This is a genomic window from Plantactinospora sp. WMMC1484 (assembly GCF_049315195.1).
In the GTDB taxonomy this organism is placed as follows: Bacteria; Actinomycetota; Actinomycetes; order Mycobacteriales; family Micromonosporaceae; genus Plantactinospora.
Genome location: NZ_CP186055.1, coordinates 5,538,735 through 5,556,503, shown reverse-complemented (window position 1 = coordinate 5,556,503; position 17,769 = coordinate 5,538,735). Strand labels below are relative to the sequence as shown.

Genomic DNA, 17,769 nt, shown 5'->3' with positions numbered 1-17,769 from the left:
ATGTAACCATCGTCCTCGACCGGTCGCTCGTCGTGGCCGGGGCTCGGATCACCGGTCCCGCGCCGCCATCCAGCCGGCGACCTGGGTTCGTGAGGTGAAGCCCAGCTTGGTCAGGATGTTGCGGACGTGACTTTCCACCGTGCGCTCGGAGATGAACAGCCGCGCCCCGATCTCCCGGTTGCTCAGACCGTCGGTGACGAGCCGCGCGACATCGGTTTCACGCTGGCTGAGGATGCCCGGACCCGGTTCGACACCGGGGCCCGGTCCGGGGGCCGGTTCGGCCGCGGCGAGCTCGCGCAGGGCGAGCCGTACGGCGGCGTCGCGACCCAGGTGCCGGCCGGCGTCGTGGGCCGCGGCGAACCTCGCGGCACCGAGCGCGGCGGTGGCGGTCCGGGTGGCCCGGGCCAGCGGTGTGGCCATGCTCGGGTGGACAGTGGCGCCGATCTCGGTCCGGAGCTGCTCCATCGCGCCGAGGAGCTCTGCCGCCAGCCGCGGCTGCCGGTCGGCCGCCGCGCCGCAGCCGAGCGCGCCGACGAGGTAGCACTGCGCCACGCGGTCGTCGATCTGGTACGCGATCCGCAGGCCCTCGGTGAGCCACCCGTCGGCATCGTGCAGGGCTCCCGATCGCAGCGCGGCATAGCCCTGGTTCATCAACATCATGCCGAGGCTGTAGAGGTCGCCCGCCTCGCGGCTGACCCGGGCGCCCTCGGCCGCCGCCCGCGCGGCCGCGTCGAGGTTGCCGTCGGCGAGGCCGTTGAGCGCCTGCGCCTGGTGGGTCATGAGTGTGGCGCCCAGGTCGTTCAGCCCTCCGGCGACGGCGCTGGCCTCGTCGAGCAGTCGTTGCGCGGAGGCCCGGTCGTCACTCATGGCCGCCGCGATCGAGGCCATGGCCAGCGTCTGCGCCAGGGCCTCCGGCGGTCCGACCGCGCGGGCCAGGCCCACCCCACGATCGAGGGCGTGGGTGGCCGCCTCGGGATCGTTCTGCAGTACGGCCAGGAAGCCGCGCGCGAAGTAGGTCCACGGACTGGCGACGGGCCCGGCCAGGAGTTCGTCGAGCCAGCGCACGCCTTCGGTGGTGGCGCGGGTGACCCAGTACCAGATGAGTGCCGTTGCCATTCCGACCGCCCGCGGGCGGTCGCCGCGCGCGATGCACGCCCGCAGGACGCCCCGAATGTTGTCGATCTCCAGGTCCAGCCACGCCAACGACGGCACCAACTGGTAGCGGCCGGTCGCGGCGAACTGTAGGCACCGGGACAGGTAGTAGTCGGCGCAGCGTAGCTGCACGGTCTCCGCATCGCCGGATTCGTGCAGCTTGAGCCGGGCGTACTCACGCATCGTCTCGGGCAGCCGGTAGCAGGTGACGCCGGCCACGTCCTCCCGGCCCAGCAACGACTTGTCGAGCAACGACGACAGCAGGTCCAGCGCCCGGGCCGGCGGCAGGTCGTCGGAGCAGCAGACGGCTTCGACATCGTCGAGGGTGTACCGGCCGGCGAAGGCGGAGAGCCGGGTCAACATCGTCCGCTCGGCCGGCGCCAGAAGGTCGTAGCTCCACTCGATCGCCGTACGCAGCGTCTGGTGGCGCGGCAGCGCGGCCCGGCTGCCGCCGGTGAGCAGATCGAACCGGTCGCTCAGCCGGTCGCGGATCTGGTCCACGCTCAGTGCCCGGGTCCGGACCGCGGCCAGCTCGATCGCCAGCGGCAACCCGTCCAGCCGGCGGCACACGTCGACCACGACCGCCCGGTTCGCCTCGGTCAGCTGGAAGCTGCCCGACGCCGCCACGGCTCGTTCGACGAAGAGCCGGACCGCGTCGTTCCGGCTGGTTTCGGCGAGTGGCTCGGTGCGGGGCGGTGGCAACTCCAGCGGCGGTACGGGGAGCACATGCTCGCCCGCCACAGACAGCGGCTCCCGGCTGGTCGCCAGCACGCGGACCCCGGATGCGGCTCGCAACACGTCGTCGACCAGCCGCGCGGTCGCGTCGAGCAGGTGCTCGCAGTTGTCGAGCACCAGCAGGAGCTCGCGGTCGCGTAGGTAGGACCGCAGCAGGGTCGCCGGCTCGGTCGCGGCCTGGTCCCGCAGGTCGAGTGCGGCCATCACCGCGTTGCCGACCAGTGCCGGGTCGTGCACGTCGGCGAGTTCCACCAGCCACGCGCCGTCGGTGAAGGCGCGCCTGCCCGCGACGGCGACGCGGAGCGCCAGCCGGGTCTTGCCCACACCGCCCGGGCCGACCAGGCTGACCAGGCGCGCGGCGGCGAGCTTCGTCCTGGCCTCGGCCAGCTCGGACCGGCGGCCCACGAAGCTCGCCGCCTCGGCAGGCAGGTTGCCAGGTCGCTGGGCGGGCTTGGCCACGGCCCGACGGTACTACGGGCGGCCGCCACCCGGACGATCCGCCGGGACCGATCCAGTACCGGCTTCAGTACCGGCTCGGTGCTGCCACGGATGGCCCCGCCCGGCACCGCGCCTACGGTGGCCGGCATGGCAGCCCAGCTTCCGGTCCATCGGGTCGAGATCAGCTTCGTCGGCGCACCACCGGTGGTGCGGATCGAGCGGGCGTCCGGCGTCAGCGCGGTCGAGCGGGAGGGTCAGAGCGTGCGCTGCCTCGTCGCGGGCAGCTTCCAGCCCTTCATCGAGGCGATACGCGGTCACGAGGTCCTCACCCTGCGGGCGACGCCCACGGTCACCGAATCCTCACCACCACCACCCGACATCCCTACGACCTGACGGAGACAGACGATGAACACCACAACGGAACCAGACACCTCACTCCGCACCGAGCTGCCCCTGTGGCGCCTGTACGCGCTGCGGCTCGGCTACCTGATCCTCGGCGGCGGCCTGGTGGTGTACAAATGGCCGCAGCTCATCGCGCACGACGATCCATGGCCGCTGATGGACAGCGTGGTCGTCTGCATCCTGGTCGCGATGTCGGTCCTCGCCCTGCTCGGGCTCCGGTACCCGGTGCAACTCCTGCCGATCCTCCTCTTCGAGGTGGCCTGGAAGCTGACCTGGCTCGCCGTCGTCGCACTGCCGCGGTGGCTCGACCATGACATGGACCCGGACACCCGCAGCACGACAGCGGAAATCCTCTGGGTCGTCGTCATCCTGGCCGTCATTCCATGGCGACACGTCTACTCGCACTACCTGCTCCGCCGAGGCGACCGCTGGCGCTGACGTGCGCCGGACGGCGAGCCGACGGCGAGGCGGATGTTGTTGGTCGCGCATCAGATCCGGATGCCAAGACACGCGCTCGGTCGTCATCGGCACGCCACAAGCGCGCGCGATGCCGCTGTGAGCGGGCTCGCCGGACGAACGTCCATCTGGCCGAGCGCATGCCGGTGCGCGATGACGTCCGTCGCGGCCTCCTCGACGACGGTGTGGCCGTCAACCTCAAGCTGGCGCAGGATGGCCGTCTTGCCGGATCCGGGAGTGCCGGTGAGGATGTACGCAGGCATGGTCCCTCCGATGACGTGACACGCAGGAGGCAACCGCCCGCTTCCGGGCCGTCCGGCGCGCAGAGGTGGGAGTGCAATTCGGCCGGCCACAAGAAGGCCGAGAGCTGGGCTCGATCGGCGTGCTGCCTGCCGAGACGCTACCGGAATGCGGGCCAGTGCTCCGGCCTTCAGGCTGGGGGTGAAGGCCCGCGCTGGGAGGGCTGTCAGGCCCGAGCAGTGCCTTAGCCGGGACGGTTCTGCTGCTCGATGTACTGCTTCACGACGCTCAGTGGTGCCCCACCGACGGAGCCCGCGAAGTACGAGCCCGACCAGAGTTTGTTGGCCCGGTAGTAGTGCCGGACCAGGTCGGGAAACTCCTGCCGGAGTCGGCGCGACGACACGCCCTTGAGGGAGTTGACCAGCCGGGCCACGGCCATCTTGGGCGGGAAGTTCACCAAAAGGTGCACGTGGTTGTTTTCGCCGTTGAACTCGAGCAGTTCGGCCTCGAAGTCGGCACACACGTCCCGCATGATCGCCTCCATGCGGGTGAGGTGCCGATCGGTGAACACCTTGTGCCGGAACTTCGTCACGAAAACCAAGTGGACATGCATCGCGAAAACACAGTGTCTACCAGTACGGATGCCTGCAAGTTCAGCCATAAACCAACATGATACAGTGCTTCTCGTGCAGCTCCGTTACCAGTTTCGCGTCTACCCGACGCCCGGCCAGCAGATCGAGCTGGCCAGGGCGTTCGGGTGCGCGCGGGTAGTGTTCAACGACGGACTCAGGCTGCGCCAGCAGGCCCGCGAGCAGGGCTTGCCGTACGTCTCGGACGCCGAACTTTCGAAGCGGGTCATCACCAAGGCCAAGACGACCCCGGAGCGGGCGTGGCTGGGCGAGGTGTCGTCGGTGGTGTTGCAGCAGGCCCTCGCGGACCTGAACACGGCGTACCGCAACTTCTTCGCCTCGATCACGGGCAAGCGCAAGGGGCGCAAGTTCGCTCCGCCCCGCTTCCGGTCCCGCAAGGACAACCGGCAGGCCATCCGCTTCACCAAGAACTCCCGGTTCAGGGTCCTGGACAACGGCCGACTGCGGCTACCGAAGATCGGCGACCTGGACGTCCGCTGGTCGAGGACCCTGCCGTCGGACCCGTCGTCCGTGGCGATCATTCGGGACGCGGCCGGGCGGCACTTCGCCTCGTTCGTCGTGACCATCGACCAGGCCGAGAGGCCGCCGCCGGTGGAGTCCGAGGTCGGTATCGACCTCGGACTGACCCACTTCGCGGTCATGTCCGACGGCACGAAGATCACAGCACCCAAGTTCCTGCGCCGCGCTGCCCGCAAACTCAAGCGGTTGCAGCAGGACCTGTCCCGCAAGACCAGGGGCAGCAATCGCCGCAAGAAGGCCGTCGTGAAGGTCGCCAGAGCGCACGCCCGCGTGGCCGACACCCGGCGCGACTGGCAGCACAAACTGTCCACGACGTTGATCCGCGAAAACCAAGCGGTGTACGTCGAGGACCTGTGCGTCACCGGTCTCGGCCGGACCCGGCTCGCGAAGTCCGTGCACGACGCGGGCTGGGCCAGCTTCACCAGCATGTTGGAGTACAAGGCCGCCCGGTACGGGCGCACCTTCGGCCGGGTGGACCGGTTCTTCCCGTCCACACGCATGTGCTCCGACTGCGGCCGGATCAACGACAAGATGGCGCTCAACATCCGAGCGTGGAACTGCCCATGCGGCAGTCACCACGACCGGGACGTCAACGCCGCCAAGAACGTCAAGGCCGCCGGACAGGCGGACTTCAACGACCGTGGAGCGCACGTAAGACCGGGACTCGTCCCGGCAGCGCGCAGAGAAGCGGTAACCCACCCGGACGCCGCGTGTTCCACACGCAGCGTGGAGGGAATCTCCTTCCTTTAGGGCGGAGAGGATGTCAACGTGGCCTACCCTCTGATCGCGGCCAGGGTCGGTCGGTGGCCCGGCTGGGCAGCGGAAGGAGCCCAACGTGAACGCAGCGGTGCGGGTCCTCGTCGTCGACGACGACCCGCTCGTGCGGGCCGGCCTGGCGATGGTCATCGGCGGCTCACCCGACCTGACCGTGGTGGGCGAGGCCGGCGACGGAAGCGAAGTAGCCGCCGCTGTCGACGCCTACACCCCGGACGTGGTGCTGATGGACATCCGCATGCCCACCCTCGACGGCCTCGCCGCCACCGAACAGCTGCGCGCCCGACCCGACCCACCCGAGGTCATCATCCTGACCACCTTCGACGCCGACGAGCACGTCTTGCGCGCGCTACGCGCCGGGGCCAGCGGCTTCCTGCTCAAACACACCCCACCCGCCGAGATCCTGCGCGCGATCACGCGGGTCGCAGCCGGCGAGCCCATCCTGTCGCCGACCGTGACCCGACAGCTCATCGCCCACCTCAGCGACACCGGCGCCGCCGCCCGGCAACGGCACGCCACCACCGCGCTGGATCAGCTCAGCGAACGCGAACGCGAGGTCGCCATCGCCGTCGGGCGGGGCAGGTCCAACGCCGAGATCGCGGGCGAGCTGTTCATGAGCGTGGCCACCGTGAAAGCCCACATTTCCCGCATACTCAGCAAACTTGATCTCAACAACCGTACCCAGGTCGCCCTACTCGCCCACGACGCCGGCCTCACCGGCTGACACCGGAAGCCTTCTGACACCGGAAGCCTTCTGGCCCCGCCCGCACTCGCCCGGGCCTGGATCCGCGTCATCTGGCGCTGCTGGAGCGACCGGAACCCCTACGACCCTGCCGGCACGGCAACGCCGTACGCCTCAGCCAACCCAGACAAAACGAACTGCTCGCTGCCTGAGGTTGACACAGGGAGTGTCATCGAGCCGCTACCTGCCGCGAACTAGGGTCACCCGGTGACCGCGTACGACATCGCCGCCAGGCTGCTCACTATCGAACGGCTGCGGCAGCGCGGCAAGGCACTGGCCGTGCTTGAACGCATCATCGACGGTGGGGAGCCGTACTACCACCCACGCCGGCAGGAGACCCTCAACGACGATTGGACGCAAGCCGATCGCGCCGCGAGATCGGCGGCCGACGGCTGAGCGGGGCATAACCTGGCCCTGCCCGGCACGGCTGGACAGGGCCAGGTTGTGGACGAGCGGGGCCAGGTGATCGCCTGAGAACGCCACATGCCGGCCGACCTCCGTCGGGTCAGACGCCCTCGAACACCGGCGCAGCCTGAGCGCGGCCTCGAGGAGCTTGCTTTATGCGACAACCTGTCGTAATGTTTACGACGGATTGTCGCATAATGACGGCACTGCAGTGGAACGGACAGGGGAGTTACTCAATGAATGCGCTTGCTGACCGCGCCGATCTCATCGAACTGCTGGGCCGATATGCCGATATCGCGGACCTGAAGGAGTTCACCGAGCTACCCGGCCTGGTCCTCACCGACCCGCTCACGATCGACTTCGGGTCTGTCGCCGACATCGCGCCTATGACCGTGCCGCTCGGCGATTACGTCGAGAACCTCCGCGCCGCCTTCGCGCCCTACGTGGCAACCCACCACGCCATCACCGGCCACGTCGTCAACATCGACGGCGACACCGCGACGATCCACGCGCACGTCCGCGCAGAGCACTGGGTGCCGGGCGAACTAGCCGGCGGCGGCCCCAACTTCTGGCTGGTGGTCGGCTTCTACGACAACGAGGCGGTCCGTACTGCGGACGGCTGGCGTCTCAACCGGGTGAAGCTCACGTCGGCGCACCAGGAGAATCCGCATCTTTCGAGCCTTGCCCTGGCCGAACTGCAGGCGCGCTAGCGGCGAAAGTCGAGGGCAGACCGGGCGGCGAGGGGGCAGGCTGCGATGAGAGGAGGACGAGCAGATGCCGCGGATCCGGGGAGCCAGTATCGAGGAGCACCACGAGATGGTGTGGGCCGACCTTGCCGAGGCGATGCGGCAGCTGTTGCTCGAGCGCGACTACGACTCGATCAACATGGGCCACATCGCGGCCCGGGCGGGGCTCGCGCGGAACACGCTGTACAACTACGCCCCGGACAAGAGCGCGCTTGTCCGCGCGCTGACCCAGCTGGTGGGCCGGCCCGCGGTCGAGCGGGTGGCCGCGATCGCCGCGCGGTCCCAGGATCCGGCCGCGGAGCGGATGCAGGAAATCATCGACGCGGTCCTGGAGGCGTTCACGAACCAGGTCATGCAGCTGATGTTTCGGCCGGCCTCCGGCCTGTCGACCGGCGAGGTGCCCAAAGGGCCGCATAGTCCGTTCCGCGCAGTCGTGGTCGAGGTGGAGAACGTCGTCCGCGACGGCATCGCGAGCGCAGAGTTCCGCGACATCGGCGATGTGGATCTCGCAGTGGAGCTGCTCTCCGGGGTCATGCGCGCCGGCGCCGAACGCATCGGCCGGGACCCGGCAGACTTCGCGACCACGGTTCGCGCAGCCAAGGAGATAGTCCTCGCGTCGCTGGCCCGCCGCCCGGAACAGCCAGGCTGACGCCCGCAAAGCCGGAGCAGCCCACGACGAAGGCATCATGCGAGCATGAGAGCCACCACGCCCGACACAAGCAGCACAGCGGACGTAAGGCAGTCAACAGTGCCGGCCGGTCACCGCGCACCAGGACATGCGCCAACCACAATCGTCGAGCTCCTGGCCGGCATGGCCATCGCTCGCTTGCCTCCCACCGCTATCGACTGTCCCGATCCTGGTGCGCTCGCTCCGCCGTTACCGCAGCCGGGCACCGAGGGCGCCGAACGCCTCGCCCTCGCCATCGTGCTGGGCACCCAGAGCCTCGTCGACCAGCATCGACGCCACCAGACGGGATAAGACCCGAAACGCGAATATGGCCGGACGCAGCCTGCCGTCATCCAGACGCGAGGCAGATAGAGATGCGCCGACGCGGCTCCTCCGCCGGACCTCCCGGTGGCGGCCCGGAGATTCGGCCGGCGGCGGGAGCATCCCGGGCCGGGCCTCAGAGGGTGGAAGACGAGCTCTTGACTCCTGCGAGGAAGGCAGACCAGGCGTACGGGGGGAAGGCCAGGACCGGTCCGGCGGGATCTTTGCTGTCGCGTACGGCGACGATGCCGACCAGGTTGTCGGCGACCTCGACGCACTCGCCTCCGTTGTCGCCGCTGCGCGTGCTCTTGCGCCACGTGGCGTCGGTCAGGTTAGCCATGATGGACCTCCGCAGCAGTCTTTTCGATCATGTGCATCGATTGTCCCTCATCCAGAGCAAGAGTGGTCAGCCCGCTCCAGACGGTCTCGTAGGCGGCCAACTCGCTTGGCCGATCCAGGTAGAGGGCACCGGTCAGTGACTCGCAATAGACAACTGGCGGCTCCGGGGTGTTTCGATTTCCCGGCGGGAAGTTCAGCATCACGAACGTGCCGGCGACGGCGCCGTAGTGCAGCCCGACGGCCAGCGGCAACACGCGGACAGAGACGTTGGGCCGAGCAGCGATCTTCAGTAGATGGCGAAGTTGACCGGCCATCGTCTCGCGACTGCCGACGATCCGCAGCAGGGCGGCCTCGTGGATGATCAGCTCCGCCCTGGGAGGAGCTGGCAGGCGGCGGTTCAGCAGAGATTGTCGCTGCAATCGGACCTCAACGAGCCGGTCTCGCTCCTCCTCACTCATCGTCACCCGGTGTTGATAGACCGCCAGCGCGTAGTCTCTGGTCTGGAACATTCCCGGCACCATCGCGTCGTAGAAGAAGCGGAGGCGGGAGGCGGCGGATTCGAGGCCGACGTAGAGTTCGAACCATTCGGGGATCGCGTCGCCGTACGCGTGCCACCACCCCTTGGCCCTGGTCTGGCTGGCCAGTCCGACCAGGGCGGTGACCAGATCCGTCCGGACGTCGTAGAGCCCGCACATCGCCCTGACGTCCACCGCGCGGACGACCGCGAGTCCACTCTCGATCCGCCAGATCTTCTGCCGGCTGCACTCCAGGGCGCCGGCGGTCGCGTCCAGGGTCACACCGGCCTCGGCGCGCAGTTGCTTGAGGGTGCGCCCGAGTTGGCGGCGGGGCACGGTCGAACCCATGTCCTCGGTCATCTGATCACTCCCCACGGTCGATTTTGCAACATCCTGCCGCCTCCGCTGAAACGTCTATCTGTTTCCCACAAATAAGTCAATGACTGGCGCCTGTTTCTCGCGAGAATTGGTTGCCAGCCCGCCGGTACAGGCTACAAGATGGCCTGCGAAAGGCGACCGTCCAAACGGTTTCGCGTCGGGCCGTCGGGCCGATCGACAAATCATCGGCGAAAGGATGCTGCTGCCGTGCGCGCAATTGTCTGCCACTTTCACTCCGCCCGCCGCCACCGCGCCGATCATCATCGGCGTGCCGACGACCGGCGGGCTCGGGGCGTACGACGATGACCCGGTCGAGGACCGACGGCCGTGCCGCGGTCACCACCTGCCCGAGCTGCGACGGCCTGGGCCTCACCCTCGCCGCCTGCACCTGCCTCGAGTACGGCGACCGGCGCCTGGTCACCGACGAGCCGGTGCCCCGACGGCCGTACCGGGACTGCCGGGTCTGTCGGGGACTCGGTCGCGTCGGCCGCCCGTGCCAGCGGTGCGGCCAGCGGGGGGAGTGGCGGGCGCAGCTCGTGCTGACGGTGGCCAACCTGGACACCGGTGAGATCTCCTCGGCGAGCGTCGTCCCGGGCGCGCTCACGCCCCGACCGACATCCGACGGCGGCTGGCAACTGCCGCTGTCACCCCTGGTCGACGAGCTGGCCGAAGCCGTCGGCGCGGCGACCTGGACGACCTGTTCCGGACCGCCGGCCGGGCCACGGCGGTGCGGCTGCCGGATGAGTGGTGCCCCGAGCTGTCCGACGAGCAGCGGTTGGCGCTGGAGAGCCGCGCCATCGCCGGCCACCCCGGCGAAAGCTGGCAGGTGTTCCTCGGTCGCAGCGTCGCCCCGCCGCCACTCACGCCGCAGCGCCGACTCGACCAGCTCTGCGCCCTCGCCGACCTGCTCTGTCTCGACCTGGTCCTGGAGGCGCGTCGGCTGCGCCACGACGACCTGCTCTGGGACGTCCGGTTCGACCTGCCCGGGGCGGCGGTGCCGGGGAAGCTGCGCGGTACCGCCACCCGCCCGGCCGACGCGCTCGGCGCCGTCACCGTGCCGTACGCGATCTCGGGGCTTGCCGCGCGCGGCCTGGCTGCGCCCGCCCGCCATCTCGTCCCGACGGCCGAGGCGGGGCCGGATCGGGCGCGGCCGGTCCGCGACCTGGCCCAGATCGAACGCCGGGTCGTCGCCGACTGCACCGATCTGCGCACCGGGGAGCCGCTGCCCGGTGCCTGCGCCATCTGGCGGGACGGCCACTGGTGGCACAGCAGCCTGCGGATCGCCGGGCACACGGACCCGGCTGGTGGAGCGGGAGACCGGACAGCTCGTGCACTACCGCACGGAGCTGCTGCGGCGTGGCTGGGAGCCACCGGACCCGGCCTGGCTGGGCGACGCGATCCCGTCCACCCCGTGCCCGGACTGCGATCCGGCCGAGAGCCAGCGGCTCTGCCCCTGCGCCCTGGCCGGTCCCACCACCGACCCGGGCTGTGCCGGATGCGGCGGCACCGGGCTGAGCACCAGGGTGTCGAGCTGCCGCACCTGCCGGGGAAGCCGCCGGAGCTATCAGGCACTCGTCGTCACCCTCACCGACCTGGCGGGCCGGGTCGCCCACCTGACCTGGCGGGCCGGGGACGCCGCGCCCGCGTCGCCGGTCGGGTTCGATGGCGACGGCGTCCCGGTGGTCCGGCTACCCGAGCGGTTCCGGCTGGCCGGCCATGCCGCCACGTTCGGCGTACGGCCGGAGGAGCTCACCGAGGCCGACGGCGGCTGGCCGGTCGACCCCGAACTGCGCGACGGGTACGTCTCCGGCCAGGTGGACGGGGTCGAGCCGTTGACCCGGTATCTCGCCGAGGCCGGCCGGGGCAGACCCGGCGGTCGGCTGATCGTGCTGGCCGTCCCAGCCGAGGCGCCGTCGCTGCCGGAGCTGGTCCGGCTCGCACACGGCCTCGGCCTGGCAGTCGAGGTCTCGGTACGTGACGACTCGGTACGTGACGACTCGGTACGTGACGACTCGGTACGTGACGACTCGGTACGTGACGACTCGGTACGTGACGACTCGGTACGTGACGACTCGGTACGTGACGACTCGGTACGTGACGACTCGGTACGTGACGACTCGGTACGTGACGACTCGGTACGCGACGACCCGTCGCACGCGTGGTCCCGGCCGGACGAGGCAGGCCAGAGCCGCTGCCTCTCCTGGCGGGTCGAGGTCACCGTCGCCGATCCGATGCGGGCGGCAGCGGGGACGGAGGTCGACTTCCCGGGCCGGCCGACCCTGGCCGGGGCGATCGCCTATGCCCTCGACTACCTGCCGAGTGTGCTCGCCGAGGCGGTACCGGACGAACCGGCCCGACTGATCCCGGTGCCGTGCTCCGGGATGGCGGAGCCGATCGCCGACCCGGAACCGATGCTTCGCCGGCTCGGCGCGGACCATCCCGGGCAATGGGGCACCGTCCGCTTCGCTCCGCCCGGCTCCCGGTCCAGGGAGTGAACGCGGCGCGACCCGCCCTCGACAAGCGAGCGATCGTCTCCTCGACAAGCGAGCGATCGTCGTGACATCGTCGATGTCCGCCACCATCCGGGGCTCCGGGAGGAGACCGAGTTACCGATGTCTGTGCTCAGGTTCCTCGCCCACCGCCGGCGTGCAGCTTCCGGCACCGTCCACACCGTACGTTCCGGCCTGCCGAGCCGGTGGAGACGCCACGCCCACCGGAGCCTCACCGGCGGGCTCGGAGTCGCCCTGACCGCCGTGCTCACCCTCGGCGCGGCGACGCCGGCCGCCGCCTGGACCGGTCCTGCCGCCGGCTGGACCGGAGCCTGGACCGGTCCTGCCGGGCAGCGGCTCGACATCGATGTCCTCTCCAGCCGGCCGGACCAGGTCAGCGGCGGCGACGCGCTGGTCCGGGTGACGCTCGCCGGCCGGATCGACCCGCGCTCCGTCCGGATCACCCGGAACGGCGCCGACGTGACCCGCGCGTTCCGGGTCGACGGGCGGTCGCTGCGTGGCGTGGTCGGCGGGCTGCGCGACGGCGCCAACCTGCTCCGGGCGAGCGCCCGGCAGGCCCGTGCCGCGACCCTCGTCCTCCGCAACCACCCCGTCTCGGGCCCGATCTTCTCCGGGCCACGGCAGTATCCGTTTCTCTGCCGCACCGAGCAGAACGGGCTCGGGCAGCCGCTGGTGGACAACCAGGAGGGGCAGGGGATGCGGGTCCTCGGCCCGGACGGCTCGGTGGTCGGCTGGAGCCGGGACTGTGCCGCCGCCACGATCACCGACCGGCTCTACCGGGCCGCCGACGGCAGCTTCAAGCCGATGCCGGCGGACGGCTCCCGACCGGCCGACCTGACCACCACCCGCACCCTGGACGGCCGGACCGTCGACTACGTAGTACGCCGGGAGCGCGGCACCATCAACCGCTTCGTCTACTCCATCGCGATGCTGGAGGGCAACTGGAACCGGCGGGTCGTCTACCACTTCGACGGCGGGGTGGCGATCGGGCACGACCAGGGGCGGCTTCCCGGCGCCCACCTCTACCACGACGGGCTCTCGCTCGGCTACGCCGTCCTCTACTCGACCGGCACCCGCACCGCGACCCACTACAACCTCGTGCTCGGCGGCGAAACCGCGCTGATGCTGAAGGAACACTTCGTCGAGGAGCACGGCGTCCCGCTCTACACCGTCGGGGTGGGCGGCTCCGGCGGCGGCATCCAGCAGTACGTCTACGGCCAGAACCACGGCGACCGGGTGATCGACGCGGCAATCCCGCAATATTCGTATCCGGACATGGCGACCCAGACCATCCACGTCGGCGACTGCGAGCTGCTCGAGTACTACATGGACGTCACCGACGGCGCCAACCCGAAGTGGCGGGACTGGGAGAACCGGACCTGGCTGATCGGCATGAACGCCAGCGCCACGGTGCCGAACCCGTACCGCGGTGGCGCGCCGGGCTCGACCGAGTGCGTCGAGGGCTGGCGCGGCCTCACCCCGCTCGCGCTCAACCCGCGCTGGTTTCCGGGCGACCCACTCTGGTCCCGGATGGACCCGCCGGGCGTGGAGCGGACGGTGCAGTGGTCGCACTGGGCCGACCTGGTCAACGTCTACGGCACCGACCCGGCCGGGTACGCCCGCTCCACCTGGGACAACGTCGGGGTCCAGTACGGCCTGTCGGCGCTGACCTCGGGTCGGATCACCCCGACCGAGTTCCTCGACCTGAACGCCCGGGTCGGCTCGTGGAGGCCGCAGTCGGAGATGGTGCAGGAGGGCTGCCCCTACACCCCGGCGGCCTGTGCCGATCCGGCCCAGTTCGACCCCTGGTCGTCCCGGAACATGCGGCTCTCCCCGGACGGCGGTCGGACGCCGGCACCGCGTACCACGGGGGACCGGGCGGCGATTCGGGCCGCGTACTCCTCGGGGAGCGTCTTCACCGGCGACATCGACATCCCGATCGTCGACTGGCGGCACTACCTCGAAGAGCAGTTGGACATGCACAACGCCCACCAGTCGTTCGCGTCCCGGCAGCGGATGCGCGAGCACGACGGACGCGCCGGCAACCAGGTCATCTGGTTCACCGACGCCCGGCCGGCCGAGACCTTCGACCAGACCCCGGAGGCGCTGGCGGTGATCGACGAGTGGATGGCGAACCTGCGGGCCCACCCGTGGCGCGGGGTGGCCGGCAACCGGCCGGCGCTCGCCGTCGACCGCTGCTTCACCACGACCGGTACGGAGATCGCCCGGGGCGAGCACGTCTGGGACGGCATTCTCGACAACCGCCCCGACGGTCCCTGCACGCGACGGTTCCCGCTCTACGGCACCTCCCGGACCGTCGCCGGTGGCCCGATCGAGGGCGGCGTCTACGCCTGCGACCGGCAGCCCGTCCGGGTGGCGATCGCCCGCGGGCTCTACGGCTCGTGGCGCCCGACCGACGCCGACCGGCGGCGCCTGGAACAGATCTTCCCGACCGGAGTCTGCGACTACCGCTGACAGTACGGCACGACACGGTGGGGAACGGGACATTACGGCGGCGGTTGTTCTGGTTTGATACGGCGGTAGCGGTGCCGTGGGCGCCGCTACCGCCGTCCTGCCGGTCGTCCGTGGTCACGCCGCAGCCGCCCGCCACAGTGCAACCGATTGCCGGCAGGCCGCGTCTGTCCAGATGTCGGTCCGGAACCATGTGGGTGAGGGGGTTGCCGGTGCGAGGGCGACTACTGCTGGGCTCCTGTGTGCTCCTGCTACTCGTCGCGGCCGGCGCGGGGTGCCGCGCGTCGGGCCCGGAGGCGGTGACGCCGGGACTCGCGGCCAGGGGCACGCCCCTGACCACCGCGAAGCCGGCCCGGCAGGACCTGGACAACCGGGTGAGCCTGGCCGGCAGGGTCACGATGAACCCGCTCTTCGGGGTGGTTGCCCCGGTCGCCGGGCAGATCCGCTACCGCGACGTCGACCCGCCGGAGGGCACCCCGACCAGACCGACCCGGGTGGCCAGCATCTGGGCGGGGGGCAAGTCGCGCCGCGTCGACGTGCCGTCCGGTTCCGTCTTCGCCGGCCGGCTGATGGACGACCGCTCCACCGTCACCGCCGGGATGCCGGTGGTGTCGGCGAGGCGGATCGGCTACGGACTCGTCGCGGAGATCGACGGTGCGCAGGCGTACCAGATATCGGATTCGCTCACCAGCGTGCAGGCCCAGATCAAGAACGGGCCGGGGCCCTTCGCCTGCAAGGTCCTGGGCACCATCGCCGCGTTGCCCGCCGGAACCGTCCCGGAACCGCCGGCCCGGGAGCCGTCGGCGGATTCGTCTGCCGATCCGTCGACGGCTCCGGTCGCGCCGGTCCGCCCGCCAGCGGGCATCCACCAGCAGGTCGAGCCCTCGGAGCCGACCGGGATGCGCCTGGTCTGCACGGCTCCGCCCGGCATCAAACTGATCAATGGCGCGAGCGCCACCCTCGAGGTCGTGACGGCTCGGGCCGAGAACGCACTCGTACTCCCGGTCGAGGCCGTTGCCGGCGGTCAGGGGAACGGCAAGGTGGACGTCGTCGGTCCGGACGGCGGCCGGGAGACCCGCGACGTGGTGCTCGGCCTCAGCGACGGCAAGGTCGTGCAGATCACGTCCGGTCTGACCGGGGACGAGACGGTGGCGGTCCCCGGCCCCAACCTGCCGCCGGCCGAGCCGGCGGAACCGGGGCAGCCGGGCAGGCCCGCCGGACCGATGGGCGGGAAATGACGGCACTGCTGGAACTGGCGGGCATCACCAAGACGTTGACCGGGCAGCACGCGCCGCGGACGATCCTCGACGGTGTCGACCTCACCGTCGACTCTGGAGAGAGTGTGGCGATCCTCGGCCGGTCCGGCTCGGGCAAGAGTACGCTGCTCAGCCTGATAGGCCTCTTCGACCGGCCGGACGGCGGTCGCTATCTGCTCGGCGGCCGGGACATCACCCGGCTGCCCGAGCGCCGGGCGGCGGCCATGCGCAGCGCCGAGTTCGGCTTCGTCTTCCAGCGGTTCTTCCTGCTGGGGCACCTCACCGCCGCGCAGAACGTGGCGATGGCCCTGATCAACGGCCAGGGCTGGCTGCCCCGCCGCAAACGCCGGGCCCGCACCATGGCCGCGCTCGACCAGGTCGGCATCGCACACCTGGCGAAACACCGTCCGGCCCGGCTCTCCGGCGGAGAGCAGCAGCGGGTGGCGGTGGCCCGGGCCCTGGTCCGCGAGCCGCGCCTGCTGCTCGCCGACGAGCCGACGGGCGCGCTGGACACCGAGACCGGCAACCTGGTGATCGAGGTGATGCGCTCGGCCACCGAGCGGGGCTGCGGCCTGATCCTGGTCACCCACGATCGCGACCATGCCGGCAGGATGCAACGGATACTCCGGCTGCACGACGGCGTGCTCCATCCGGAACTGGTGCCGCGGTGATCCGGCTTTCCGGGCGGTTCCGCTCGGCACTGATCATCGGCGGGCAGGGTATCCGGGCCCGCAAGATGCGTACCTTCCTGTCGATGGTGAGTCTCTTTCTCGGGGTGCTGGCCGTGGTGGTGGTGCAGGCCGGGGCCGAGACCCTCGAACGGGCCCAGTTGGCCAGCCTCGAACTCCAGGTCGGCAGGGACGGCACCCGGCAGGCGTATCTGCCGGGAAGCCCGGGAAGCATCCGGGTCAGCAACGAGACCCTGGCGGACCGGCCGGACGCGGTGGCGGTCGCCAGCCGCCAGGCGATCATCGGTGAACCGGGGGTCGTCCCGGTCAATCCGGGCGGAGCCCCGTTCGACCAGCCGGGCGGCTACGGGCCGGCTGGCGGGATGTACTGCGACCAGTACGGTTGCCGGCCGATGTCGCCCGGCGGCGAGGCGGCGCCCGCCGTACCCGGTCAGGCGATCGAACTTGTCCTGCACACGCTGACCGGCGACATCCGTCAGTTCAAGCCGTTCCGGCGGGTTGCCGGCCAGTGGCTGGACTTCTCGTCGGCGCCCGCCCTGGCGCCCCGGCTGGTGGTCAACCTGGAGGCGGCAAAGGGCTTCAACCGGCACCGGGTGCCGGCGGAGATGCGCATCGACGGCGCCACCGCCAACCCGACGCCGCAGATCATCGGCGTGATCGACGACGGCAACCCGCAGCCGAGCGCCTACACCCGCGCCGACGATCTGGCGAACTGGCTGCCCGAGTCGCCGGCAGCCGCCGACTATGGTCCGGGACTCCAGGTGATGATGGCACCCACCGCCGGCGAGTTGGAACGGCTGCTGGTGCTGCGGCTCGCCGCGACCGGCGTGCCGGCGGACCAGATCCACTTCGAGACGGTCCGGGCCCGCGAGGACATCGAACGGAATCTGGCGCTGACCCGGTGGATCTTCCTCGGCATGGCCAGCCTGGTCTTGCTCATCGGGGTCGCCGGCATCCTCAACGTCGGGCTGGCGACCGTGGGGGAGCGGGTCGAGGAGTTCGCGCTGCGCCGCGCGGTCGGCACCTCGCGGCTGCTGCTGGCCGGCATCGTCCTCGCCGAGACGCTGCTTACCGGCCTGCTCACCGCGGCCGCCGCGATCGGAGCGTCCGCGCTCGCCCTCCGCGCGGCCGGCACGCTCTTCGCCGACCGGGCGCCGTTCCTGGCGGAGATGGTGTTTCCGTGGCAGGCGGCGGTCGCGGGGGTGGTCGCTGGTCTGGCGGCCGGACTGCTCGGTGGTCTCGTCCCGGCCATCCGGGCGGCCCGCATCCCGATCGCGACCGTCATGCGCGCGTGACAGTGATGCGCGCGGTGGAAGATTCCGCCCCGTCCCCGGCATGTCTGGGCGCGCCCCGGGAACGGCAC

At 70.6% G+C, this 17,769-nt stretch carries 17 protein-coding genes; 12 read left to right on the top strand and 5 right to left on the bottom strand.

Annotated elements, in window-relative coordinates:
- Positions 1-48: 48 nt before the first annotated feature.
- The gene (locus ACN28C_RS24205; RefSeq protein WP_422769815.1) at positions 49-2,346 is read right to left on the bottom strand and encodes a helix-turn-helix transcriptional regulator; all 2,298 of its coding nucleotides are present in this window, start codon (positions 2,344-2,346) and stop codon (positions 49-51) included.
- A 126-nt stretch (positions 2,347-2,472) separates the two neighbouring features.
- Here ACN28C_RS24205 and ACN28C_RS24200 point away from each other — a divergent pair, with 126 nt between their 5' ends.
- Both ACN28C_RS24200 and ACN28C_RS24195 read left to right on the top strand, forming a co-directional pair.
- Entirely contained in the window at positions 2,473-2,718 is a 246-nt protein-coding gene (locus ACN28C_RS24200) for a hypothetical protein (RefSeq protein ID WP_422769814.1), read from the top strand.
- A 12-nt stretch (positions 2,719-2,730) separates the two neighbouring features.
- Entirely contained in the window at positions 2,731-3,165 is a 435-nt protein-coding gene (locus tag ACN28C_RS24195; protein ID WP_422769813.1) for a hypothetical protein, read from the top strand.
- 83 nt (positions 3,166-3,248) lie between these two features.
- Here the strand turns inward: ACN28C_RS24195 and ACN28C_RS24190 are convergent, their stop codons facing one another.
- Together ACN28C_RS24190 and tnpA are read right to left on the bottom strand one after the other, a co-directional pair.
- A complete protein-coding gene (locus ACN28C_RS24190) occupies positions 3,249-3,446 on the bottom strand; it encodes an AAA family ATPase (RefSeq protein ID WP_422769812.1) in 198 nt (65 codons plus the stop codon).
- A 221-nt stretch (positions 3,447-3,667) separates the two neighbouring features.
- The gene (tnpA, locus tag ACN28C_RS24185) at positions 3,668-4,084 is read right to left on the bottom strand and encodes an IS200/IS605 family transposase (protein ID WP_422769811.1); all 417 of its coding nucleotides are present in this window, start codon (positions 4,082-4,084) and stop codon (positions 3,668-3,670) included.
- Between tnpA and ACN28C_RS24180 the strand changes: the two genes are divergently transcribed.
- The 5 genes from ACN28C_RS24180 to ACN28C_RS24160 all read left to right on the top strand — a co-directional run bounded on the left by ACN28C_RS24180 (position 3,987) and on the right by ACN28C_RS24160 (position 7,908).
- On the top strand, positions 3,987-5,342 hold the full coding sequence (locus tag ACN28C_RS24180; RefSeq protein WP_422769810.1) for an RNA-guided endonuclease InsQ/TnpB family protein: 1,356 nt from the start codon (positions 3,987-3,989) through the stop codon (positions 5,340-5,342). The genes tnpA and ACN28C_RS24180 overlap by 98 nt on opposite strands.
- Positions 5,343-5,427: 85 nt before the next feature.
- Positions 5,428-6,090, top strand: coding sequence for a response regulator (locus ACN28C_RS24175; protein WP_422769809.1), 663 nt, complete (start codon positions 5,428-5,430; stop codon positions 6,088-6,090).
- Between the two features lie 225 nt (positions 6,091-6,315).
- Positions 6,316-6,504: a hypothetical protein gene (locus ACN28C_RS24170; RefSeq protein WP_422769808.1), complete on the top strand. Its 189-nt coding sequence runs from the start codon at positions 6,316-6,318 to the stop codon at positions 6,502-6,504.
- Between the two features lie 206 nt (positions 6,505-6,710).
- Positions 6,711-7,223, top strand: a complete 513-nt coding sequence (locus ACN28C_RS24165; protein ID WP_422769807.1) for a nuclear transport factor 2 family protein — start codon at positions 6,711-6,713, stop codon at positions 7,221-7,223.
- Positions 7,224-7,287: 64 nt separating this feature from the next.
- Positions 7,288-7,908, top strand: coding sequence for a TetR/AcrR family transcriptional regulator (locus ACN28C_RS24160; protein ID WP_422769806.1), 621 nt, complete (start codon positions 7,288-7,290; stop codon positions 7,906-7,908).
- A gap of 475 nt (positions 7,909-8,383) precedes the next feature.
- Here ACN28C_RS24160 and ACN28C_RS24155 read toward each other — a convergent pair whose 3' ends face one another.
- Both ACN28C_RS24155 and ACN28C_RS24150 read right to left on the bottom strand, forming a co-directional pair.
- Complete coding sequence (locus tag ACN28C_RS24155) at positions 8,384-8,587, bottom strand: DUF397 domain-containing protein (protein WP_422769805.1); 204 nt, start codon at positions 8,585-8,587, stop codon at positions 8,384-8,386.
- Positions 8,580-9,461 carry a helix-turn-helix domain-containing protein gene (locus tag ACN28C_RS24150; protein WP_422769804.1) on the bottom strand — a complete coding sequence of 294 codons (882 nt, stop codon included), beginning with the start codon at positions 9,459-9,461 and terminating at the stop codon, positions 8,580-8,582. The genes ACN28C_RS24155 and ACN28C_RS24150 overlap by 8 nt, the downstream gene beginning before the upstream one ends.
- A 1,322-nt stretch (positions 9,462-10,783) precedes the next feature.
- Between ACN28C_RS24150 and ACN28C_RS24145 the strand changes: the two genes are divergently transcribed.
- From ACN28C_RS24145 to ACN28C_RS24125, 5 genes are all read left to right on the top strand, one after another.
- Positions 10,784-11,974, top strand: a complete 1,191-nt coding sequence (locus ACN28C_RS24145) for a hypothetical protein (protein WP_422769803.1) — start codon at positions 10,784-10,786, stop codon at positions 11,972-11,974.
- 117 nt (positions 11,975-12,091) lie between these two features.
- Positions 12,092-14,464 carry a DUF6351 family protein gene (locus ACN28C_RS24140; RefSeq protein WP_422769802.1) on the top strand — a complete coding sequence of 791 codons (2,373 nt, stop codon included), beginning with the start codon at positions 12,092-12,094 and terminating at the stop codon, positions 14,462-14,464.
- Positions 14,465-14,673: 209 nt separating this feature from the next.
- Complete coding sequence (locus ACN28C_RS24135) at positions 14,674-15,699, top strand: efflux RND transporter periplasmic adaptor subunit (protein ID WP_422769801.1); 1,026 nt, start codon at positions 14,674-14,676, stop codon at positions 15,697-15,699.
- Entirely contained in the window at positions 15,696-16,388 is a 693-nt protein-coding gene (locus tag ACN28C_RS24130; RefSeq protein ID WP_422769800.1) for an ABC transporter ATP-binding protein, read from the top strand. The genes ACN28C_RS24135 and ACN28C_RS24130 overlap by 4 nt, the downstream gene beginning before the upstream one ends.
- The gene (locus tag ACN28C_RS24125) at positions 16,385-17,701 is read left to right on the top strand and encodes an ABC transporter permease (RefSeq protein WP_422769799.1); all 1,317 of its coding nucleotides are present in this window, start codon (positions 16,385-16,387) and stop codon (positions 17,699-17,701) included. The genes ACN28C_RS24130 and ACN28C_RS24125 overlap by 4 nt, the downstream gene beginning before the upstream one ends.
- The last annotated feature ends 68 nt before the right edge of the window (positions 17,702-17,769 follow it).